The 22,885-nt window shown below is 64.0% G+C and carries 19 protein-coding genes; 5 read left to right on the top strand and 14 right to left on the bottom strand.

Features of this window, described 5'->3' with window-relative positions:
* Positions 1-76 precede the first annotated feature (76 nt).
* The 7 genes from BQ8794_RS05860 to BQ8794_RS05830 form a co-directional block, all read right to left on the bottom strand.
* Positions 77-997: an ABC transporter permease gene (locus BQ8794_RS05860; protein WP_077374425.1), complete on the bottom strand. Its 921-nt coding sequence runs from the start codon at positions 995-997 to the stop codon at positions 77-79.
* Entirely contained in the window at positions 994-1,902 is a 909-nt protein-coding gene (locus tag BQ8794_RS05855; protein WP_077374422.1) for an ABC transporter permease, read from the bottom strand. Before BQ8794_RS05855 ends, BQ8794_RS05860 begins: the two co-directional genes overlap by 4 nt.
* Positions 1,880-2,479, bottom strand: coding sequence for an ANTAR domain-containing response regulator (locus BQ8794_RS05850; RefSeq protein WP_077374419.1), 600 nt, complete (start codon positions 2,477-2,479; stop codon positions 1,880-1,882). The genes BQ8794_RS05855 and BQ8794_RS05850 overlap by 23 nt, the downstream gene beginning before the upstream one ends.
* Positions 2,476-3,603, bottom strand: coding sequence for a transporter substrate-binding protein (locus BQ8794_RS05845; RefSeq protein ID WP_077374416.1), 1,128 nt, complete (start codon positions 3,601-3,603; stop codon positions 2,476-2,478). Before BQ8794_RS05845 ends, BQ8794_RS05850 begins: the two co-directional genes overlap by 4 nt.
* A gap of 397 nt (positions 3,604-4,000) precedes the next feature.
* Positions 4,001-4,777: an ABC transporter substrate-binding protein gene (locus BQ8794_RS05840; RefSeq protein WP_077374414.1), complete on the bottom strand. Its 777-nt coding sequence runs from the start codon at positions 4,775-4,777 to the stop codon at positions 4,001-4,003.
* Positions 4,778-4,893: 116 nt separating this feature from the next.
* Positions 4,894-6,645: a hydantoinase B/oxoprolinase family protein gene (locus BQ8794_RS05835; protein WP_077374411.1), complete on the bottom strand. Its 1,752-nt coding sequence runs from the start codon at positions 6,643-6,645 to the stop codon at positions 4,894-4,896.
* A gap of 1 nt (position 6,646) precedes the next feature.
* Positions 6,647-8,734: a hydantoinase/oxoprolinase family protein gene (locus tag BQ8794_RS05830; RefSeq protein WP_077374409.1), complete on the bottom strand. Its 2,088-nt coding sequence runs from the start codon at positions 8,732-8,734 to the stop codon at positions 6,647-6,649.
* Between the two features lie 221 nt (positions 8,735-8,955).
* Here BQ8794_RS05830 and BQ8794_RS05825 point away from each other — a divergent pair, with 221 nt between their 5' ends.
* From BQ8794_RS05825 to BQ8794_RS05800, 5 genes are all read left to right on the top strand, one after another.
* Positions 8,956-9,783, top strand: coding sequence for a ferredoxin--NADP reductase (locus BQ8794_RS05825; RefSeq protein ID WP_077374406.1), 828 nt, complete (start codon positions 8,956-8,958; stop codon positions 9,781-9,783).
* Positions 9,784-9,995: 212 nt separating this feature from the next.
* Positions 9,996-11,060 (top strand): deoxyribose-phosphate aldolase, encoded by a 1,065-nt coding sequence (gene deoC / locus BQ8794_RS05820; protein WP_077374404.1) that lies wholly within the window; start codon positions 9,996-9,998, stop codon positions 11,058-11,060.
* 231 nt (positions 11,061-11,291) lie between these two features.
* Positions 11,292-13,664, top strand: coding sequence for an aldehyde dehydrogenase family protein (locus BQ8794_RS05810; protein ID WP_077374401.1), 2,373 nt, complete (start codon positions 11,292-11,294; stop codon positions 13,662-13,664).
* A gap of 293 nt (positions 13,665-13,957) precedes the next feature.
* The gene (locus tag BQ8794_RS05805) at positions 13,958-14,689 is read left to right on the top strand and encodes an SDR family oxidoreductase (RefSeq protein WP_077374398.1); all 732 of its coding nucleotides are present in this window, start codon (positions 13,958-13,960) and stop codon (positions 14,687-14,689) included.
* 221 nt (positions 14,690-14,910) lie between these two features.
* Positions 14,911-15,756 carry a fumarylacetoacetate hydrolase family protein gene (locus BQ8794_RS05800; protein ID WP_077374395.1) on the top strand — a complete coding sequence of 282 codons (846 nt, stop codon included), beginning with the start codon at positions 14,911-14,913 and terminating at the stop codon, positions 15,754-15,756.
* A gap of 166 nt (positions 15,757-15,922) precedes the next feature.
* On the opposite strand, the gene BQ8794_RS05795 is transcribed toward BQ8794_RS05800, so the two are convergent.
* The 7 genes from BQ8794_RS05795 to BQ8794_RS05765 form a co-directional block, all read right to left on the bottom strand.
* Positions 15,923-16,921: an ABC transporter ATP-binding protein gene (locus BQ8794_RS05795; RefSeq protein WP_077374392.1), complete on the bottom strand. Its 999-nt coding sequence runs from the start codon at positions 16,919-16,921 to the stop codon at positions 15,923-15,925.
* 85 nt (positions 16,922-17,006) lie between these two features.
* On the bottom strand, positions 17,007-18,062 hold the full coding sequence (locus tag BQ8794_RS05790; RefSeq protein ID WP_077374389.1) for a Gfo/Idh/MocA family protein: 1,056 nt from the start codon (positions 18,060-18,062) through the stop codon (positions 17,007-17,009).
* Between the two features lies 1 nt (position 18,063).
* On the bottom strand, positions 18,064-18,531 hold the full coding sequence (locus BQ8794_RS05785; RefSeq protein WP_077374386.1) for a DUF4304 domain-containing protein: 468 nt from the start codon (positions 18,529-18,531) through the stop codon (positions 18,064-18,066).
* Complete coding sequence (locus BQ8794_RS05780) at positions 18,528-19,367, bottom strand: carbohydrate ABC transporter permease (protein ID WP_023801468.1); 840 nt, start codon at positions 19,365-19,367, stop codon at positions 18,528-18,530. Before BQ8794_RS05780 ends, BQ8794_RS05785 begins: the two co-directional genes overlap by 4 nt.
* An 8-nt stretch (positions 19,368-19,375) precedes the next feature.
* Positions 19,376-20,299: a carbohydrate ABC transporter permease gene (locus BQ8794_RS05775; protein ID WP_077374382.1), complete on the bottom strand. Its 924-nt coding sequence runs from the start codon at positions 20,297-20,299 to the stop codon at positions 19,376-19,378.
* Between the two features lie 236 nt (positions 20,300-20,535).
* Positions 20,536-21,795, bottom strand: coding sequence for an ABC transporter substrate-binding protein (locus BQ8794_RS05770; protein WP_077374379.1), 1,260 nt, complete (start codon positions 21,793-21,795; stop codon positions 20,536-20,538).
* A gap of 2 nt (positions 21,796-21,797) precedes the next feature.
* Positions 21,798-22,754 (bottom strand): N-acetylmuramic acid 6-phosphate etherase, encoded by a 957-nt coding sequence (locus tag BQ8794_RS05765; protein WP_077374376.1) that lies wholly within the window; start codon positions 22,752-22,754, stop codon positions 21,798-21,800.
* Positions 22,755-22,885: the final 131 nt, after the last annotated feature.

Here is a 22,885-nt window from a genome sequence, read left to right as displayed (position 1 = left end):
GACACCGCAACGGTGGAGGTCAAGAATTTCTTCATCTCATGTTCCCTTTCTCTGGTTGTTATCGGTCTTTTGGTTTTCATCTGAGCTTGATGCGCGGATCGATGAACGGTGCGACGGTGTCGGCCAGGAGATTGCCGAGCACGATGGCGAAGGCCGAAACCAGGGTGACACCCATGATGATCGGAATGTCGACGCGCTGGATGGCCTGCCAGGCAAGCTGGCCGATGCCGGGCCAGCCGAACACGCTTTCGACCACCACGATGCCGCCCATGAAGATGCCGATGTCGATGCCGATCATGGCGATGACCGGCAGAATGGCGTTGGGCAGAGCGTGGCGGAAGATGATGGCGCCGCGCGCAAGACCCTTGGCGCGGGCGGTCCGCATATAATCCTGGCGCAGCACGTCGATCATCGACGAGCGCATCATGCGGGCGTACCAGCCGGCGCCGAGTATTCCCATGGTCAGGGACGGCAGCACCAGATGGCGCCAGGTGCCGTAGCCGCCGATCGGAAACCAGCCGAGCTGCACGGCGAATACGTAAAGGAGCAGCAGGCCGACGACGAACTGCGGCGTCGAGACGCCGACAAAGGACGCGACCATCAGCGTCTGGTCGGTGGCGGTGCCGCGCCTGACGGCGGCAACAAGGCCCATCGTCAGGCCGATCGCCAGCTCGCAAAGGATGGCGCCGACCATCAGCAGCAAGCTTGCCGGCAGCCGCGAGATGATGAGCTCCGTGACCTCGGAACGCTGGATGTAGGAGCGGCCGAGATCGCCGCTGAGCAGGCTAATCAGATAGTGCCAGTACTGGATGAAGAAGGGCTGATCGAGGCCGAGCTGCCGGCGGATGTTCTCGACCGTTTCGGGCGTGGCACTGCGGCCGGCGATCTGCCGGACGGGGTCGGCGGGCAGCAGGTAGAGCAGTGCAAAGGTGATCAATGAGACGCCGAGCAGGATGAGCACGGACTGGATAACGCGGCGGCCGAGATAGGCGATCATGCCCGACCCCTTTGCGTCGGATCGAGGATGTCGCGCAGCGCATCGCCGATGAGGTTGAAGGCCAGCGCCAGCGCCAAGATCGCCGCACCAGGAAAGAAGACCAGCCAGGGCGCTGCCTGAAAATATGTCTGGTTCTCGAAAATGATGTTGCCCCAGGATGCGGTCGGCGGCTGCACGCCGATGCCGAGAAAACTGAGCGTTGCTTCGAGCAGCACCGTGGTCGAGATGCCGAGCGTGCCCCAGACGATGATCGTCGGCAGCAGATGCGGCAGGATATGGCGAAACAGGATGCGTGGCGCGCTGGCCCCGATCGTACGCTCGGCGTCGATGAACTCGCGCTCGGCGAGCGAGCTTGTCTCGGTGTAGATGACCCGCGCGGTCTGCACCCAGTTCACCAGAGCGATCACCATGGCAACGATCCACAGGCTCGGCTGGAGCACCGCCGCCAGGCAGATGGCGAGCAGCAGCGCCGGAAAGGCCATCATCAGATCGGTGAAGCGCATCAGCGCGCCACCGATCCAGCCGCGGAAATAGCCCGCGGTGACGCCAACCAGCGTGCCGATCAGAAGCGCCACGCCGTTGGCGACGATGCCGATGATCAGCGAGGTGCGTGCGCCGAAAAGGATGCGGGTCAGCAGATCGCGGCCGAGCAGATCCGTGCCCAGCCAGAAGCTGGCATTCGGCGGCAAGGGCGCGCCTTCAAGCGTCAGCCCGTCGAACATCTGCTCGTTCGGATCGTAGCCCGTCAGCCACGGCGCCAGGACGGCGCCGGCCACGACGACGGCAACGATCACCAGGCCGATCAATGCCAGAGGACGCTTGACCAGGCGCCGCCAGACGCCGGCGCGTGGCCTGGCCGGCATGCGCCCGGTTGCGGGGAGATCAGGCGCGATGGGACTGGTCATCGCCGCCTTCTTCCGTCATCGCCACGATCCTGCGCGCGGCCTCCTCGACGCTGATCTGCCAGCTCATCGCCAGCGACCGCAGTTGCGCATAGGCGCGGCCGTCCTCGGCACCTTTCGATAAGGCCTCCACCGCGCGCACGATGGTCTGGCGCTCCGCGACGCGCAGGCGAAGCGACGATATCTCGCTTGCCAAAAGCTTGCGCGCCTCGAAACTCTGCCGCGCGATCAAAAGGGCGCTGTAGACGCCGGCATTGCCGACCGGCTTCAGCAACTGGGCGTCGGCCTTGTGCGACAGCGCCCACTCGATGCGGCCCGGCGCTTCGGAGCCGATCAGCGCGACCAGCGGCATCGGTGCCTCACCCGGCGTCCACGGGAATTGTTCGTCGAAGCCGAGATCCGCATCGAAGAAAACGAAGTCCGCCGCCAGCGCCTCGGCCGGCAGTTCCGGCCAGCAGCCGACCGTCTCGAGGCCGATGGCCGACAATTGCCGCGTGATAGCTAGCACCGTCGGATGCGGACGATGCAGGACAAAGGCCCTGGCGCCGCCGAGGTTCGGGATGCGCGGGACCTTGCTCACGACACCACCCTCAGGCGTGGGCGGCCGAACGTCTCGGTCCGGTCATAGCGGGACAGATAGGGATCGGGCGCGACACCCTTGGTCACCATCACAGTCTTGAACGCGGTGCCCTCGATGCGCCCGATCTGCACCGGCAAGGTGGCGTGCTGGGTTTGCGGATCGATGGAGATGTCGCCGAGCGGGGTTCGAAACGAGGTTCCGGCAAAGGCCTGGGGAAGGTCCGGCCATTGTGCGCCGGGATTGCGGGCGAGGATCTCGGCAAGCGTCCGCACCGAGGCATAGGCCGCCGCCTCGAAGGACGAGGCAGGCATGATGGAGGGCGCCGAATCGCCCTGGCGATCCGCTACCGAGATATCGTGAAAGTACGGCCCGACGGAAAGGTGGCCATTGCCCGCCTCGTTGAGCGCCGGCAACTCACATTCGGTCAGATTGCAGGACAGGATCGGGCAGCGCTCCGGCCTGAAATGCGGGTCGCGTTCGGCAAGTTCGGCATAGGCCGCGATGAAGGCATAGGACGAGGAGCCGATCAGGTTGTTCAAGATGAAATCCGGCCGGGTCGCCTGGATCTCGGCGATCAGCCTGGAGACATCGACCTCGCCGAGCGGCAGGTAGCGCTCGCCCAAAACCTTGCCGCCGGCGTCGGCGATCAGGTCGCGGGCGACACGGTTGGTCTCCCAGCCCCAGATGTAGTTCGAGCCGAGCAGGAAACCGTTGGCGCCGAAGCGCGGCACGACATGGGCCAGCAGCGGAACGAGATGCTGGTTTGGGCAAGCGTGCATGTAGACGACATGCTCGTTTGCTTCGAAGCCCTCATAGGGACAGGCATACCAGAGCGTGCCGCCGGCGCGCTCGAGGATCGGGATGACCTCCTTGCGGCTCCATGACGTGATGCAGCCAATGATGTGGCGCGCGCCGCTGTTGGCGAGAATGTCGGCGCATCCCGTCGCGTAGCCATCGATGTTGCCTTGCGGGTCGCGCTCGACCGGAACGAATTCGATCGGGATGGCGGGATCGGCATTGATGTCTGCGATGGCCGTCATCGCACCCGAACGGCAGGATTCGGACAGCAGGCGGTAGTTGCCAGACCGCGAGTAAAGGATGCCGATTTCAATACGCCGTCCCAAGCAAATCCCCAAAATAACAATGCCCCGCAGCCGCCGCCGCGGAAGGCGAGGCATACGAGGCATTTTTGCCGCCCGGCGATCAGAGCCGGTATTTTCGTCGATAGCGTATTCGGTACGGCGGGTCAGTCAAGCGGGAAAGTGAAGGCCGGGAAAGTGACGGCGTTGCTGTAGAAGGGGGAGCGCCATTCGGGCATTCACCAATTGTCGATGTCGGCGCTGCCCCTCATCGCCCTGCCGGGCACTTCTCCCCGTATAGTGACGGGGAGAAGGACAACCGTCACCGAGGATTTCGCCAATCGGCAGCGGTGCAGGAAATCCCCTTCTCCCCGTCACTATACGGGGAGAAGGTGCCGGCAGGCGGATGAGGGGCAGCACAAGCCTCAAGCAATTGCCCCACCTACTCGCCGTAGACGTCGAAGGCAAAATACTTGTCGTTGATTTCCTTGTATTTGCCGTTGGCGCGGAGCGCGTCGATCGCCGCGTCGAATTTTGCGGCCAGATCCTTGTTGCCCTTCTGCAGCGCGATGCCGACGCCTGGGCCGTGGATGGCCGGGTCTGGGGCCAGGGTGCCGAGCAGCTTGCAGCAGGCGCCCTCGGGCTTTTTCAGCCATTCGGTCAGCAGGATCGAGCCGTCCATCACCGCGTCGAGACGACCGTTGACCATGTCGGTGCGGGCGTCGTCGCCGGTCGGATACGGTCTGATGGTCGAGCCTGCGTATTTCTGCTCGGCGAAATTCTGATGGATCGTGGCGCTCTGCACGCCAAGCGCCTTGCCTTTCAGGTCCTCGGGCGAGGTGCCGGTGACGGTCGAATCCTTCGGCACCGCGATGGCCGGCGGCGTCTGGTAGTATTTGTGGGTGAAGTCGACCTTCTCGGCGCGTTCCGGCGTGATGGTGATGTTGATGATGGCGTCGAACTTGCCGGCCTGCAGCGCCGGGATCGAGCCGTCGAAATCCTGCACGACGAACTCGCACTCGGTCTTCATCTCGGCGCACAGCGCCTTGCCGAGATCGATGTCGAAGCCGCCCAGCGTGCCGTCGGCATTGGCATAGTTGAAGGGCGGATAGGCGCCCTCGGTGCCAAGCCTGAGTTTCTTGTCCTGGGCGGAGGCAGCGCCGGTGGCGAGTGCCATGGCGACGGAAGCGGCAGCCAGGAAACGAGCGAAAAGGCGCATGATCCAGATCTCCGTTGATGGGAGAAGTCTACGGGCTTTTCTACGCGCGGCGGAGACGGAAACGACATGGCCTGCGGCGATCACGGCGCGGCCGGGCCGATTGGAGGCTTCGGCGGTCAGCGTTGCCCGGCTGCTCGCGCCCGCTCGGTGGCGGCCTGGTCGATTGCCGACCCGTCCGCGGAAAAAGCGACGCCAAATTTCTCGCTGGCCTGTTCGGGCGTGTAATAGCCCAGGGCGACATCCCGCAGCACCAGTTGTGGATCGCGCTGCAGGGGATCGCCATAGCCGCCGCCGCCCGGCGTGCCGACGCGCACGCGGTCGCCGGCCTGCAGCGCGATGTCCTGCTCCTTGGAAAGGTGCGGCGGCACATGTTCCTCGCCGTCGCGAAACACGGTCACCGTGTTGACCGCGCCGTCCTTGCCGCCGAGCGCGCCCTGCGGGCCGAAACGGCCATGGTCCATGACGAAGGAGGCGCGGGCGTCGCCGCGCAGGATCTCGACCTCATAGGCGAGGCCGAAACCGCCGCGACGCTTGCCGGCGCCGCCCGAGCCTTCGCGCAGGGCATAATGGCGGTAGAGCACCGGAAACGCCTGCTCCATGATCTCGACCGGCGGCGATTTGGAGATGCCGATGGTCGAGCAGCCATTGCTGAGGCCGTCGTGACCGGCATTGCCGCCATAGCCGCCGCCGGAGATCTGGTACATGACGTAGTCGCGGCCGCGGGCCGGGTCATTGCCGCCGAGCGCGAAATTGCCGCTGGAGCCGGCCGGAGCCGCCGTCACCTTGTCGGGCAGCGCCTGCACCATCGCCGCGAACACCGCTTCGGCAATGCGCTGCGAAACCTCGGCGGCGCAACCCGACACCGGGCGCGGATATTTTGCGTCGAGGAAAGTGCCTTCCGGCCGCTTGACGATCAGCGGCTCGAAGGCGCCGGCGCTGATCGGCACGTCGGGGAAAATATGGCGCATGGCGAGATAGACCGAGGACAAGGTCGTCGCCAGCACGCTGTTCATCGGCCCGGCGCAGGGTTTTGACGAGCCGGCGAAGTCAAAAGTGAGCGTGTCGCCGTGTTTCTCCACCGCCAGCGCGATGGTCAGCGGCTCGTTGACCACCCCGTCGGAATCGACGAAGGCTTTGGAGCGATAAATGCCGTCGGGAATGGCCGCTATGTTGGCGCGCATCTGCTCGGCGGCGCGGCGGCGCAATTCGGCGATCGCCTCAACGACCGTTTCGTCCCCGTACCGATCCAGGATTCCATTGAGCCGGTCCTGGCCGATGAGCAGTGCCGCCGCCTGCGCGCGGATATCGCCGATGCGCTGGTCGGCAACCCGGATGTTCGAGCAGATGATGGCGTAGATCTCGCGATCGAGCACGCCCTGCTTGAACAGCTTTACTGGCGGCAGCCGCAAGCCTTCCTGCTCGACCGCCGTTGCCGAGGCGGAAAAGCCGCCCGGCACCGAACCGCCGATATCGGGCCAGTGGCCGGTGTTCGACAGCCAGCAGAAGATTTTGCCATCGCGGTAGACCGGCATGGCGAAGCGCACGTCCATCAGATGGGTGCCGCCGAGATAGGGGTCGTTGACGATGTAGATATCGCCGGGCTCGGGCGGCAGGCAGCGCCCGTCGGCGATCATCTCGATCACCGTTTTGGTCGAATACTGCATGACGCCGACGAACACCGGCAGGCCTTGGCTGCCTTGCGCGATCAGCGACCCATCGACGGCCGAATAGATGCCGTCGGAGCGGTCATTGGCCTCGGCGATAACAGGCGAAAAGGCGGCGCGCGAAAACGTCAGGTCCATCTCGTCGCAGACCTGCTGCAGCGCCGCCTGGATGACCGAAAGTGTGATGGCGTCGAGCTTTTCCATCTCAGGCCTCAATGCCGATGTCGATGATGATGTTGCCGTCGGCGTCCGAGCGCGCCCGGTCGCCGGGCTCGAGCACGGTGGTGGCGTCCATCTGCTCGAGGATCGCCGGCCCTTCTATGGCGGCATCGAGCGGCAGCTTTTCCCTGACGTAGACCGGCGTATCGTGCCAGCGCCCGCCGTACCAGACCGGCCGGATCTCGCGGCGCGCCTCGTCAAGCGTTTTGGCGCGGCCAGCCGGGTCGATCAGCCGCGACAGATCGATCGCCGGCCTGACACCAGTCACCGAGGTGTTGAGGTTGACCAGATTGGCGCGGATTTCCGGCAGCTCGACCTTGAAGCGGGCGAAATAGGCCTTTTCGAACAGCTGCTGCAATGTTTCGCGCGTCACCGCGGACGACGGCAGCGGCACGTTGATGATATGGGTCTGGCCGACGAACTGCATGTCGGCGGAATGGGTGACGCGGATCGTCTCCGGTTTCACCGCTTCCTTGCCGATCAGCTCCTCACCTTCGTTTCGGTGCCGTTCCAATATCGCGTGAAGCTGGGTTTCATCGAGACTGGCCACCGGCTGGTTGACGGTGTTGACGAAATCGTGCCGGAGATCGGCGACGACGCAGCCGAGCGCATTGGTGATGCCCGGCCGCGCCGGCACCAGCACTTTTGGCAGGCCGAGCTCGCGCGCCAGCGCTGTCGCATGCAGCGGCCCGGCGCCGCCGAAGGCGAACAGCGCGAAATCGCGCGGGTCGTGGCCGCGCGACACCGAGACCATGCGGATGGCGCCGGCCATCTTGATGTTGCCGAGCCGCAGCACCGCACCCGCCGCCTCGACGCCGGACAGGCCGGTGGGGCGGCCGATCCTGTCCTCGAATATGCCGGTGACGTGTTCTGATGTGACCGGGTTCTCGACGGCGAGCAGTTTTTTCGGCGCCAGCCGGCCGAGCACCAGATTGGCGTCGGTGATGGTCGGTTCAACGCCGCCGCGGCCGTAGCAGATCGGGCCGGGATTCGCGCCGGCGCTTTCCGGGCCGATCTGGATCAGGCCGGCGGCATCGACGCGGGCGATCGAGCCGCCGCCGGCGCCGACGGTATGCACCGCCACCATCGGCACGTGGATCGGCATCGCATATTCGATCTCGATCTCGTTCGACACCGCCGGTTCGGCATTGCGGATCAGCGCCACGTCGGTCGAGGTGCCGCCCATATCGTAGGTGACGAGGTTTTCGAAGCCGGCGCGTTTTCCGGTATAGGCGGCGGCGATGACACCGGAGGCCGGGCCGGACATCACGGTCTTGGCCGATTCACGGGTGACAAAGCGGGCCGAGATCATGCCGCCATTGCCGTTCATGATCAGGAAGTCGCGGGCGTAGCCTTTCGACCCCAGTTCCTTGCGCAGCCGCTCGACATAGCGTTCGAGGATCGGCTGCACCGAGGCGTTGACCGCAGCGGTGACGCCGCGCTCGAATTCGCGCGCTTCCGACAGCAGCGCATGGCCCGTCGTGATGTAGCTGTTCGGCCAAAGCGCGGCGGCGATCTCGGCGGCGCGCCGCTCATGCGCCGGATTGGCGTAGGAATGCAGGAAATGGATGACCAGGGATTCGCAGCCGGCCGCGATCAATTGTGAAACCGCCGCGCGCATCTCGGCTTCGTCGAGCGGAATGCGCACCGCGCCCGAGGCTTCGACGCGCTCCGAGACTTCAAGCCGCAGGTTGCGCGGAATGATCGGGACGAAGCTGCCGGTCATGCCATAGGCCTGCGGCCGCGTCCGCCGGCCAAGCTCGATGACGTCGCGAAAGCCGCGCGTGGTGATCATGCCGGTCTTGGCCAGCCGGCGCTCGAGCACCGCGTTGGTGGTGGTGGTCGTGCCGTGCACGATGAGGTCGATGCCGCGGATGGGAAAACCGGTAGCGTCTAGCGCCGAAACGACCCCAAAAGCCTGGTTGTCGATGGTGGTCGGGGTCTTGGCGATATGCACCTTGCCACCATTACGGCCGTCGATCAGCAGCAGGTCGGTAAAGGTGCCGCCGACATCGATGCCGGCGACGACGCTGCCCGAGGAATCCGGCGTCTGCGCCGAAAAATTCTCTTCCATTGTCGAAACCCGAAATGCCAGGACTACAGATATGTCTCAGTTTGGAAAGGTGTTTCCCGCTGGCGTCTTGACGCAAATATCATTTGTATACTAATAAATTCCCGACACAAGAGCTTACCGCTTGGCAGTGTGCAAACGGCACGCCGGAACCTGATCGGCTCGGGCGCGCAGCAGAAGGTTTGGCGTCAGCGCCCTCGGGTTGGACCAGAAGGATAGGTTTGATGAACACCACATCCGCGCTCAACACCGTCGGCGCCCGGCCGCTGCAGTTTCCAATTCCGGCCAATGTCTATGCGGAGACCGTGGTCTCGGTGAAGCACTATACCGACCGGCTGTTTTCGTTCCGCATCACCCGGCCGCAGTCGCTGCGCTTCCGCTCCGGCGAGTTCGTCATGATCGGCCTGCCCAATGCCGAAAAGCCGGTGTTCCGCGCCTATTCGATCGCCAGCCCGGCCTGGGACGACGAGCTGGAATTTTTTTCGATCAAGGTACCGGACGGCCCGCTGACCTCGCAGCTGCAAAAAATCGAGATCGGCGACACCGTCATCATGCGGCAAAAGTCGACCGGCACACTGGTGGTCGACGCGCTGACCCCGGCCAAGCGCCTGTTCATGATCTCGACCGGCACCGGCATCGCGCCCTTCGCCAGCCTGCTGCGCGATCCCGACACTTTTGAGAAATTCGACCAGGTCGTGCTGACCCACACCTGCCGCGACAATGCCGAACTGACCTATGGCCAGGAGCTGGTTGCAGAGCTGGAGAACGACCCGCTGATCGGCGAACTGACCGGCGGCCGCGTCACGCTCTACAATTCGACGACGCGCGAAAACTCCGAGCGCATGGGCCGCATCACCGCGCTGATCGGCTCGGGAAAATTCTATGCCGATCTCGGCATCGACAAGCTCGACCCCGAGACCGACCGCATCATGATCTGCGGCTCGATGCACATGCTCAGGGATGTCAAGGAACTGGCCGAAAGCCTCGGCTTCGAGGAAGGTTCGCTGCATCATCCGGCAAGCTTCGTCGTCGAACGCGCGTTTGTCGGGTAGTTTTCTCGCTTCGTCATCCGAGAGCGGAGCGTGGCGGCGATGCTGGCCTTTTTGACGCCGGCGGGACGGATCACTACTACTTTCATTCCACGCCGCAGCACTGTTCGGCTGATGTCACAGCAGGCTTTTTCCGTTATGACCGCCTGAAGGACTCGTGAAGCGCTGCTTCACGGGCTATCTTCGGCAAAAATCGTCGAACGAAAGGGCAGGAGATGAGCAGCACCAGCCGCGAAGCCGAACTTGGTGCCGACAGGTTGGGACCTTCGAGGATCACGCCGCTGCCGGCGCGCAGCGCCGCCAATGCGCCGGCGCTGCAAGCGCACGGCATTGCCCGCAACCCCGGCATGAAGCTCGATCTCGGCTTCATGGAATCGATGCGCAGCGTCAACCGCTCGGCGCTGGAACGGCGTGTCGCCAGCCTGACCAAGCGGCGCTCGATCAAGGCCGACAACCAGGCCGCCTGGCTGCTGCGCGCCGTCGCCTGCATGGACCTGACGACGCTGAACTCGAACGACACCGACGAGCGCGTCCGCCGGCTCTGCGCCAAGGCGGTCAATCCGTTCCGCCGCGACATCGTCGAAGGCCTTGGCATCACTGGCGAAAAGATCCGCCCGGCGGCGGTCTGTGTTTACCATCCCTTCGTCGCCACCGCCGTCGAGGCGCTGCGCGGCAGCGGCATCCATGTCGCCGCCGTTTCCACCGCCTTCCCGCACGGCCTCACCCCACTGTCGACGCGGCTGCAGGAGATCGAAGCTTCGGTCAGCGACGGCGCCGACGAGATCGACGTCGTCATTCCGCGCGGCCTGGTCTTTGCCGCGAAATGGCAGGAGCTCTACGACGAGATCGTTGCGATGCGCGCCGCCTGCGGCGAGGCGCATCTGAAGGTCATTCTCGGCACCGGCGACCTCGCCACGCTGCGCAACGTCATGCTCGCGTCGATGGTGGCTATGATGGCGGGCGCCGATTTCATAAAAACCTCGACCGGCAAGGAAAGCGTCAACGCGACGCTGCCGGTCGGCCTCGCCATGGTGCGCGCCATCCGCGCCTATTTCGAGGAGACCGGCTATCTCATCGGCTTCAAGCCGGCCGGCGGCATTTCCACGGCAAAGGCGTCGCTCGACTGGCTGGTGCTGATGAAGGAAGAGCTTGGCCGGCGGTGGCTGGAGCCCGACCTGTTCCGCTTCGGCGCGTCGAGCCTTTTGACCGACATCGAGCGCCAGCTCGAACACCATCTGACCGGTCATTATTCGGCCAATCATCGCCATGCGATGGCGTGAGGTGGGTGAAGCTTTGAACGTGGAGTTCCTTCGCGCCCCCCTCTGTCCTACCGGACATCTCCCCCACTTGGGGGGAGATCGGCTGTTTCGCCGACAGCGCCTCTTTTTTCGAGGTTGGCCGTTGGCGAAATCGCCGATGACAGCCAATCTCCCCCCTCGTGGGGGAGATGTCCGGCAGGACAGAGGGGGGCGCCACGGAACGCCCCACCAAGATGATTATCGGGAGCCCCCATGAACATTCTCGAACGCTATCACGCCATGGATTACGGTCCGGCGCCGGAGGCCCGCAACGAGGCCGATGCCTGGCTTGCCGCGCGTGATTTTTCCAAAGCCCTGTTCATCGGCGGCGACTGGAAAGCGGCCAGCGGCGGCAAGACCTTCAACACCAGCGATCCCGCCTCCGGCAAATTGCTGGCCAAGGTCTCGGATGCCGGTGCTGCCGATATCGATGCGGCAGTTTCGGCGGCCGCCAAGGCGCTGCCGAAATGGAGCGCCAGCAGCGGCTACAGCCGAGCCAAGGTGCTCTACGCCATCGGCCGCGCCATGCAGCGTCATCAGCGGCTGTTTGCGGTGCTGGAATCGATCGACAACGGCAAGCCGATCCGCGAAAGCCGCGACATCGACGTGCCGCTGGCCATCCGCCATTTCATCCACCATGCCGGCTGGGCGCAGGCGTTGGACAGGGATTTTCCGGATCACAAGGGCGTCGGCGTCGTCGGCCAGATCATCCCGTGGAACTTTCCGCTGCTGATGCTGGCCTGGAAGATCGCGCCGGCGCTGGCCGCCGGCTGCACGATCGTGCTCAAGCCGGCCGAGTTCACACCGCTCACCGCCATCCTGTTTGCCGAGATTTGTCAGCGCGCCGGCGTGCCGAAGGGCGTCGTCAACATCGTCCAGGGCGGGCCGGAGGCGGGCGCGGCAATCGTCAACCATCCCGGCGTCCAAAAAATCGCCTTCACCGGCTCGTCCGAGGTCGGCAAAATCATCCGCAAGGCCACTGCCGGGTCAGGGAAAAAAATATCGCTGGAGCTTGGCGGCAAGTCGGCCTTCGTCGTCTTCGAGGACGCCGATCTCGACAGCGCCGTCGAGGGACTGGTCGACGGCATCTGGCTCAACCAGGGCCAGGTCTGCTGTGCCGGATCACGGCTTTTGGTGCAGGAGAGCGTCGCTGAAGCCTTCATCGCCAAGGTCAAGATACGGATGAGCCGGCTGCGCGTCGGCAGCCCGCTCGACAAGAACACCGATATCGGCCCGCTGGTCGATTTGAGCCAGCTCGACCGCGTCAAGGGTCTGGTCGCCGAAGGCGCCAAACAGGGCGCCGTCTGCTGGCAGCCCGACGTGGCGCTGCCGGCTTCCGGCTATTACCATCTGCCGACACTCGCCACCGGTGTTTCTCCGGCCAATATCCTGGCCCAAGAAGAAGTATTCGGGCCGGTGCTGGCGACCATGACCTTCCGCAACACCGAGGAAGCGGTCGAACTCGCCAACAACACGCGCTACGGCCTGGCCGCCTCGGTGTGGAGCGAGAACGTCAACCTTGCGCTGCACGTCGCGCCGCAATTGAAGGCCGGCGTCGTCTGGGTCAACGGCACCAACATGTTCGACGCCGCCTGCGGCTTTGGCGGCTACCGCGAGAGCGGTTTTGGCCGCGAAGGCGGGCGCGAGGGCATGCTCGAATATTTTTCGGCAAAACTGCCGCTCGGCCCCGCCATCAAGCCGGCACCGGCACCGGCCCAGCCAATCGAGCGGGCGGAAGGCGACGCCATCGATCGCACGGCAAAGCTGTTCATCGGCGGCAAGCAGGTCAGGCCGGACGGCAATTATTCGCTGACGATAGCCACTGCCAAGGGCAAGCTTGCCGGCGAGGTCGGCCTCGGCAGCCGCAAGGATGTTCGCGATGCCGTCGCGGCTGCACGTGCCTGCAAGGCCTGGCCGGAGGCGACCGCCTATAACCGCAGCCAGGTGCTGTATTATCTGGCCGAGAACCTGTCCGGCCGCGCGGGCGAATTTGCCGCCCGCCTCACGGAGCTTACCGGCGCCACCGCCAAGGCCGCGCGCGACGAGGTCGAGCTGTCGATCGAGCGGCTGTTCCTCTATGCCGGCCTGGCCGACAAGTTCGAGGGCCGCGTCCATCAGCCGCCGGCCCGCGCCGTCACTTTGGCACTGCACGAGCCGGTCGGCGTCGTCGGCATCGTGGCGTCCGACAATGCGCCTTTGCTCGGCCTGATCTCGCTGGTGGCGCCGGCGCTGGCCATGGGCAACACAGTGGTCGCGGTGCCTTCGGAAAAATATCCGCTGCTCGCCACCGATCTCTACCAGGTCATCGAGTATTCCGACGTTCCGGCCGGCGCCATCAACATCGTCACCGGGCGCAGCGCCGAGCTCGCCGGCGTGCTGGCCAAGCATGACGATGTCGACGGGCTTTGGCTGTTCGCCGATGCCGAGACCTGCGCCAGGGCCGAGGCCGACTCTGTCGGCAATCTCAAGCGCGTCTGGACCGGCAACGGCCGCAGCCTCGACTGGGCGTCGGCCGAGGCCGCCGGCGATGCGTTGCTGCGCCGTGCCGTCGAGGTCAAGAACGTCTGGGTGCCCTACGGCGACTGAGCGTGTGTAGATTGCAATTGTCGACGTCGGCGCCGCCCCTCATTGCCCTGCCGGGCATTTCTCCCCGTATAGTGACGGGAGAGGATGCCGGCAGGCAGGTGAGGGGCAGCGCCAATGCCCGGAAGGGAATCTCCGGGCTTGACGGGCCAAAAGATGTTCTTTACCGAGAAAAAACATTTGGCTCGCAGGCGAACATCGGAATAGGCGGCATGGTAGCGTCCGGCTGGCACACTGCGCCTTGGCCTTGAGCCGGTAAAACCTTGCGATCGCAGACAGGCCAGGAGAAAAAAAGCATGGCGGATCTGGCAGGCAAGATCGTTGTCGTCACGGCGGCAGCGCAAGGCATCGGCCGGGCGAGCGCGCTGGCTTTCGCCAAGGCGGGCGCTGTCGTCCACGCCACCGACATCAACGAGGTGCTGCTCGCCGAACTCGGCAAGACGGCTGGCATCAAGACCCGCAAGCTTGACGTGCTGAACGACGAGGCCGTGACGTCGGCCTTCGCCGAGATCGGCGCCGTCGACGTGCTGTTCAACTGCGCCGGCTTCGTCCACTCCGGCTCGATCCTCGAGATGAAGGACGTCGATCTCGATTTTGCTTTGGATCTCAACGTTCGCTCGATGATCCGCACCATCCGCGCCGTGCTGCCCGGCATGCTGGAGCGCGGCGACGGCTCGATCATCAACATGGCGTCGCTGGCCGGCTCGACCAAGGGCGTGCCCAACCGCTTCGTCTATGGGCTGACCAAGGCTGCGGTCATCGGCCTGACCAAATCGGTCGCCGCCGACTATGTCGGCAAGGGCATACGCTGCAACGCCATTTGCCCGGGCACGGTCGAAAGCCCGTCGCTGGAGGACCGCATGCATGCGCAGGGCGACTACGAGGCGGCCCGCGCCGCCTTCATCGCCCGCCAGCCGATGGGCCGCCTCGGCACAGCAGAGGAAATCGCCGATCTCGCCGTCTATCTGGCCGGCGCCAGCTATACGTCGGGACAGGCTTATAATATCGACGGTGGCTGGTCGATCTAGGGGTCTAACGATCCTATCCTGCCGGGCGCCTGACGTGGCGTCTGCGCTTGCCTAGGCACTTTAAGTACGCTCCGCTCCGGCCTTCGCCGGCCGTAGCCCTCATAAGCACCTCCGCCCTATGAGGGCTACGGCCGGCGTAGGCCGGTTCTCGAAAACCACGCCATTCGCCGCAGCGGAGCGAGTTTGCAAACGGCCTCTGGTCGCAACTGGGAGAAAAAAGAATGAAACTGCTGCGCTATGGCGAGGCGGGGAGCGAACGCCCCGGCCTGCTCGATGCGGATGGGACGATCCGCGACCTCTCCGCCCATGTCACCGACATTGCCGGCGAGGCGCTCGGCCCGGCATCGCTCGAAAAACTGTCGAAGCTCGATCCGAAATCGCTGCCGGCGGTTTCCGGCAATCCCCGCATCGGCGCCTGCGTCGCCGGCACCGGCAAATTCATCTGCATCGGCCTCAACTATTCCGACCACGCCGCCGAGACCGGCGCCACCGTGCCGCCGGAGCCGATCATCTTCATGAAGGCAAGCTCGGCCATCGTCGGGCCAAACGACGACGTGCTGATCCCGCGCGGCTCGGTCAAGACCGACTGGGAAGTCGAGCTTGGCGTGGTCATCGGCAGAAAAGCCAAATATGTCACCGAGGCCGAGGCGCTAAATTATGTCGCCGGCTACTGCGTCGCGCATGACGTGTCCGAGCGCGCCTTCCAGGCCGAGCGCCAGGGCCAGTGGACCAAGGGCAAGTCCTGCGACACGTTCGGGCCGATCGGCCCGTGGCTGGTGACCAAGGACGAGGTCCAGGACCCGCAGAACATCCCGATGTGGCTGAAGGTCAACGGCAAGACGATGCAGAACGGCTCGACCAGGACCATGGTCTATGGCGTCGCCTACCTCGTTTCCTATCTCAGCCAGTTCATGTCGCTGCATCCGGGCGACATCATCTCGACCGGCACGCCGCCCGGCGTTGGGCTGGGCATGAAGCCGCCGGTGTTCCTGAAGCCCGGCGACGTCGTCGAGCTCGGCATCGAAGGGCTGGGCATGCAGAAGCAGACGTTCAAGGCGGACGAGTAGGCGCTTCACTTTGGCAAGTTTGCGCCGCGCCTCATCTGCCTGCCGGCATCTTCTCCCCGTATAGTGACGGGGAGAAAGACGAAGCTGCAGCGCTGACGCCCCCTCTCCCCCTCTCTGTACGGGGAGAGGGTAAGGGTGAGGGGCAGCGCCAACCTTTGCCGCAACCCTACTTCAGCACCTTGCCATCAGTCCCGAACCGATAGGTCTTGGCCGGATCCGGCGTCGCGTAGAGCGTGGCGCCCGGTTCGGCGTTGTAGACGCCAAAAATGCGCACGGTGATCAGCCCGGCCTTTTCGCAGTCGAGATAGAGGTTGGTGTCGGCGCCGAGGTGCTCGGCATGGACGACCGTGCCTTTCCAGGCACCGGATTTCGCATCGACGGTCAGGTGCTCTGGCCGGACGCCGATGGTCTTGGCCGTCTCGCCAAGCCTGGCGCCATCGACGAAATTCATCTTCGGCGAGCCGATGAAGCCGGCGACAAACTCATTCGCCGGCGCATTGTAGAGCTCCATCGGTCCGCCGATCTGCTCGATCCTGCCGGCATTGAGCACGACGATCTTGTCGGCCAGCGTCATCGCCTCGACCTGGTCGTGGGTGACATAGATCATCGTCGCCTTCAGCCGGCGATGCAGTTGCGCGATCTCCAGCCTGGTGTTGACGCGCAGCGCGGCATCGAGGTTGGACAAAGGCTCGTCGAACAGGAAAAGCTTGGGCTCGCGCACCACGGCGCGGCCAATGGCGACGCGCTGGCGCTGGCCGCCGGACAGCTCGGCCGGGCGCCTGGCGAGATAGGGTTCCAGCGACAGCATCGAGGAGGCGATGCCGATGCGGCGGTCGATCTCGGCCGCCGGCGTGCCTGCCTGCTTGAGGCCGAGGCCCATATTGTTCTTCACCGTCAGATGCGGGTAGAGCGCATAGGTCTGGAACACCATGGCGATGCCGCGTTTGGCCGGCGGGGTCGCGGAGACGTCCGCGCCGTCGATCACCACCCGGCCCGAGGTCGAATCCTCCAGCCCGGCGATGACCCTGAGCAAGGTCGACTTGCCACAGCCGGAGGGGCCGACGAAGACGACGAATTCGCCATCGGTCACTTCGAGGTTGATGCCCTTCAGCACCTCGACCGGCCCAAAGGCTTTTTTCACGTTCTCGATGTTCAGTGCGCCCACTTTGTTCCTCCGGATTGGGATGTGGGCGCCAAGGCACCCCAGAGGGGGGCGCCGTAGAGCGCAAACCCCGACGAAAATTCCCCTGTCACAATCGCACCGCCTTGCCGCTGCGCACGCTCTCGTCGGCGGCAAGGCAGACGGCGAGCGACTTCACCGCGTCGTCCATGTGGCGGGAGAGATCAATATCCTCGCGGATCGCCTTGAGCAGAAAAGCCTGTTCGCGGTCGCAGAGATCCTGATGGCCGGGTTCGCCTTCCATCGACAGCATCTCGTCCGCTTTGGCAAACCTGCCGTCAGCGCCGGTCGCCGCGCTGTGCAGGCGGATGGTCGAGGTCTTGGTGTGGGTGTCGATGTCGTCGGATCTGACGCCCTCCTTCATGACGATCGACACGCAGCCATTGGGCGAGATCACGTCCTTCACGAAGAAGGCGGTTTCCGAGATCATCGGCCCCCAGCCGGCCTCGTACCAGCCGACCGAGCCGTCGTCGAACAGCACCTGCAGGTGCCCGTAATTGTACATCGTCGGCGCAATCTCGTCGCTCAGCCTCAACCCCATGCCGCGCACCTCGACCGGCCTGGCGTCGGTGATCTGCAGCATCACGTCGAGATAATGCACGCCGCAATCGACGATCGGCGACGTCGTCTGCATCAATTGCTTGTGCGTCTCCCAGCTGTGGCCGGAGGATTGCTGGTTGAGGTTCATGCGGAACACGTAGGGACCGCCCAGTTTTCGCGCCTCGGCGATCAGCCTGATCCAGGACGGGTGATGGCGCAGGATGTAGCCGATCACCAGTTTTTTGCCGTTGGCCTTGGCTGCCGCGACGACGCGTTTGCCATCCGCCACCGTCGTCGCCAGCGGCTTTTCGACGAAGACATGGCAGCCGGCCTCGAACGCCTTGACCGCATAGTCGGCATGGCTGTCGGAATAGGTGGCGATGCAGACGACATCAGGTTTTTCGTCGCGCAGCGCCTCGTCGAAGGAGCGCCTGATGCCATAGCCTGAAAGCCCGGCCGGCAGCGGCACGTCGGAACGATTGATCAGCGCCGCGATCTCAAAACCCGGATTGGTGTGATAGGCCAGCGCATGGCTGCGGCCCATATTGCCGAGCCCCGCGACGACGACGCGAAGAGGTGCAGTCATTTCAACCTGCCTTTTCTTGCTTGCGGGCCACAAGTGCCACCATCACTTGTGGCTCGCATTCATCTGCGACCCGCAAAGCCGCCTGTTCTGTTTCGCAACGCGCCAGAAGTCCGAAGCCATATTCATCGACACCGTCCTTGATCAGTGAATATCTGTGATCGTCCGGCATCGGGTGGTCCAGATCGAGTGCACCCGTGAACGCCTCCGACTGCTCGTCTTCCATCTGGGAATTGACGCGCCAACGAATGTGACAGTTGTATTCTTTCGGCCGGCGTTCCTTCCCAAGCCGCGTAAACCAGACAGCGGCGTTCATATAGAACTGCGGCCCCCAGGAAGACTTCTGAAGGTTTAGCAAGCAGATGGTCTCCGGCCACTCCCGGTAAAAATTCGTGGCGCGAACGCCTCGAAATCCATAGCGGCTCGCTGTCTCGACAAGGGCCTGTACGACAATCTCTCGACCATCACTCACTTGACCGCTCCGGAAGTTATGCCGCGGATCAGTTGCCGCGAGAAGATGACGTAGAGGATCAGCACCGGCATGATCGCCAGCGACAGCGCGGCCAGGATCGCGTTCCAGTTGGTGACGAACTGGCCGAGGAACAGCTGGGCGCCGAGCGTCACCGTCTTGGTTTCCTCCGACGGCGCCAGGATCAGCGGAAACCACAGATCGTTCCAGATCGGGATCATGGTGAAGACGGCGACCGTCGCCATCGATGGCCTGACCAGCGGCAGCACCAGCCGGAAGAAGATGGTGTATTCGGACAGGCCGTCGATGCGTCCGGCATTCTTCAGATCGTCGGACACCTGCTTCATGAACTCCGACAGGATGAAGACGGCGAGCGGCAGGCCTTGCGCCGTATAGACCAGGATCAGCGCCGTCAGCGTGTTGACCAGCCCGCTCGCCACCATCAATTGCAGGATGGCGACGGTGCCGAGGCGGATCGGGATCATGATGCCGAGCGCGAGATAAAGCCCCATCAGCGAATTGCCGCGGAAGCGGTATTCCGACAGCGCAAAGGCGGCCATCGCGCCGAACAGCAGCACGAAGAACAGCGAGGCGACGGTGACGACAAGGCTGTTCTGGAAATAATGGATGAAATCGCCTTGGCCGATGACGGTGGTGTAGCCGATCAGGTCGAAGGTTTTCGGGGTTGGCGGCGTCAGCGGCGCGCCGAAGATGCCCGCGCGGGATTTAAACGAATTCATGATGACGATGATCACCGGAAACAGCGCGATCACCGTGTAGGTCAACAGCACCGCATGGGCACCGATGGTGCGGGGCAGGGAGTGGGTTGCCGTGCTCATCTTACGCCTCAGAACTGATAGCGACGCAGGCGCGTCTGGACGAGGAACAGGTAGACGCAGACGCCGCCAAGGATGATCAGGAACATCATCGTGGCGATCGCCGCGCCCATATTGGGATCGCCGATTTGCAGCTGGAAACCGAAGAAGGCCCGGTAGAGGAAGGTGCCGAGGATATCGGTCGAATAATTCGGCCCGGCCAGCGCGCCTTGCGCGGTGTAGATCAGGTCGAAGGCGTTGAAATTGCCGACGAAGGTGAGGATCGAGATGATGCCGATCGACGGCAGGATCAGCGGCAGCTTGATCTTCCAGAACTGCGCCATGCCGGTGATGCCGTCGCATTCGGCGGCTTCGATCACCTCCTCTGGGATCGACAGCAGCGCGGCATAGATCAGCATCATCGGGATGCCGACGAACTGCCACACCGAGATCAGGCTGAGCGTGGTGAGCGCATATTGTTCTTTGCCGAGCCACGGCGTGAACAGGCTTTTGAGGCCGACAAGATCCATCAGGTTCGGCGCCACGCCCCACAGCGGCGACAGGATCAGCTTCCAGGCGAAGCCGACGATGACGAAGGACAGGATCGTCGGCACGAAGATCGCCGTACGGTAGAAGGCGGAGAATCTCAGCCGCGGGCTGGACAGCAGAGCGGCCAAAAGCACCCCGATCGGATTCTGCACGATCATGTGGATGATGAAGAACCAGACGTTGTTGCGCAGTGCGTTCCAGAAACTGACCGACCAGTTGGGATCGCCGAACAGCCTGCGGAAGTTTTCCAACCCGACGAAGACCTGAACCTGGTCGATGTTGCGAAACAGCGAGAGCTGCAGCGTGCCGGCCAGCGGCAGGATCATGATCGCCGTATAGACCAGCACCGCCGGCGCCAGAAAGACGCCGATGTGCCAGCGGAATGGTCGTTTCGGTGCTGCGGCCATGCGTTCGGTCCCTGCCGATCAGGTTCTTGCAGTTGCCGCCAAAGGGTGCGGCGCCTCCCTACCCCTCGAGGGGAGGGTGCCTCGCGAAGCAAGGCGGGTGGGGTCGGCCGAGCAGTGCGCCATCGTGACTTCGACCGCGCCTTCCGGCAACGATCAGGTCGCAGCCTGCCTTTACCGACCCCCTCTGTCGCCTTCGGCGACATCTCCCCCCTCGAGGGGGGAGATAGCGCTCGCTCTTACTTCGCCGGCTTGTACCAGCTGTCGAGACCGTCCTGCAGTTTCTTGGCGGCAGCTTCCGGCGTATCGGTGCCGTTGATGACGTTAGCCGACTCAACCCATGTCTCGTTTTCGAGGTTCGGCGTACCGCGGCCCAGGATCTGGTAAGTCGAGCGGATCGTCGACTTGCACTTGTCGCGCCAGGAGACGAATTCCTGCGCCAGCGGGTCTTCCATCTTCACCGGCGTGTTGTTCAGGCTGAAGAAGCCCGGCAGCGCGTTGGCGTAGATAGTGGCAAAATCCGGCGAGGCGACCCAGGACAGGAAGGTCTTGGCCGCATCGGCATTCTTCGACGCCGCATTCAGACCCATGCCGATATCGGTGTGGTCGGAGATGTAGCAAGTGTCGCCGGCCTTCTGCACCGGCGGCGGGAAGGCGCCCATCTTGAACTGGGCTTGGGTGTTGAAAAGGCCGATTTCCCACGAGCCGGCCGGGTAGATGGCGGCGCGGCCAAGCGTGAACAGGTTCTGGCTGTCCGGATAGGTCTGTGCCTCAAAACCGTCGCCGAGATACGGCTTCCATTTGGCGAGTTCGGCAAAGGGCGCGACCCACTGCGGGTCGGTCAGTTTTTGCTCGCCCTTGATCAGCGCGGTGCGGCCTTCCTCGCCCTTCCAGTAGTTCGGGCCGATGTTCTGGTAGCCCATGGTCGCGGCTTCCCAGAGATCCTTGGTGCCCATCGCCATCGGGATGTAGGTGCCGTCGGCCTTGATCTTGTCGAGCGCGGCGTAGAACTCCTCATTCGTCGTCGGCACCTTGATGCCGAGCTGGTCGAAGGCGTCCTTGTTGTAGATGAAGCCGTGGATGACGGAAGCCATCGGCACGCAGAAGCTCGCCTTGCCGTCGTCGGTCTGCCAGGCGGCCTTGGCGACGTCGGAAAAATTCTCCATGCCGGGCAGCGTCGAGATATCGGCGAGGTTGCCCTTCTTGAACAGTTCAAGCGACTTGTCGAACGGGCGGCAGGTGATCAGGTCGCCCGCCGAGCCGGCCGCGAGCTTGGCGCCCATCGCGGCGTCATATTCGGTCGGCGCCGACGGCGCGAACACCACCTTGATGCCCGGGTTCTTGGCCTCAAAAGCCGGGATCAGCTTGTCCTTCCAGATGGCAAGGTCGTCGCCGCGCCAGCTTTCGATGTTGAGCGTTACGTCCTGGGCATAGGCCATTCCGGCGGAGCCGAGAATGCTGGTGCCGAGAAGCAGTGCCGTCAGTAGTTTGGTTGTCATGCTCAGTCTCCCTGTTGACCTTTTTCAGGTTCGGTTTTGAGAACAGAGGCTTTCCGCCCCATGCTCCCCTCGATCGCGGAAAGCGCCGGACGCAGCTTCTGGCCGGTGCCTTCCAGTATCTTCCGCGCCGCATCGGCGCTGGCGGCGCCGGCGGCGAGCAGAATGGCGGTCTTGACGACGCCGCCGCTGTTCTCGAGCAGGCGCGCCGCATCGTCCCTGTCGCGTCCGCTGATGGCGGCAACGATGCGGGCGGCGCGGTCGCGCAGCTTGATGTTGTCGGCCGTGAGATTGACCATGTAGCCGTCATGGACATGGCCAAGATGGATGGCGGCCAGCGTCGACAGCATGTTGAGCGCGATCTTCTGGGCGGTGCCGGCGCCCATGCGCGTCGAGCCGGCGATCAGCTCCGGCGGTGTTTCGAGCAATATGGCGATGTCGGCCAGCCGAAGCAGCGGCGCATCCTTGTTGTTGGCGATGGCGATGGTTGCCGCACCCCGGCGCCGGGCGTCCTCGATCGCCCTGACCGCATAGGGCGTCGAGCCGCTGGCCGAGACCGCGATCAGGCAGTCGCCCTCGCCGATGCCGGCAGCGACAACCGCTGCCGAGGCTTCTTCGGTGTCGTCCTCCGGCCCGCCGGCCAGTGCCTTGAAGGCATCGTCGCCACCGGCGATCAGGATGGCGATACGGTCGCGCTGAATGCCGAAGGTGCCGGGCAGTTCCAGCGCATCGGCCAGCGCCATCAGACCCGAGCTGCCGGCCGCTGCGTAAGCGAGCTTGCCGCCGCTGTTCAGCCGGCTGGCGATGATCTCGGCGGCTTTGGCGATAGCGGGAACGGCGCCGCGCACCGCCTTGGCGGCCTCGATCTGCGCGTTGGCCAACGAGGAAAGGATGGCGTCCGGAGCCTGGATATCCAGCCCCTCGGCATTCTGGTGAAGCGCTTCGGTGCGCGTTTCGGCCATCGCTTTCCCTCCAATCCGCAAAACAATACCAAAAAAGTACCACTTGTCCACAACCATTAGCGGCTTCCCTGCCCTGAAATCGCCGTTCAGACAAAATACGTAGGTTTTTCAATCAAATGCGCCTTAATCTT

Source organism: Mesorhizobium prunaredense (assembly GCF_900156895.1).
GTDB classification, from domain to species: Bacteria; Pseudomonadota; Alphaproteobacteria; order Rhizobiales; family Rhizobiaceae; genus Mesorhizobium; species Mesorhizobium prunaredense.
This window is presented reverse-complemented; position numbering and strand designations above follow the sequence as displayed.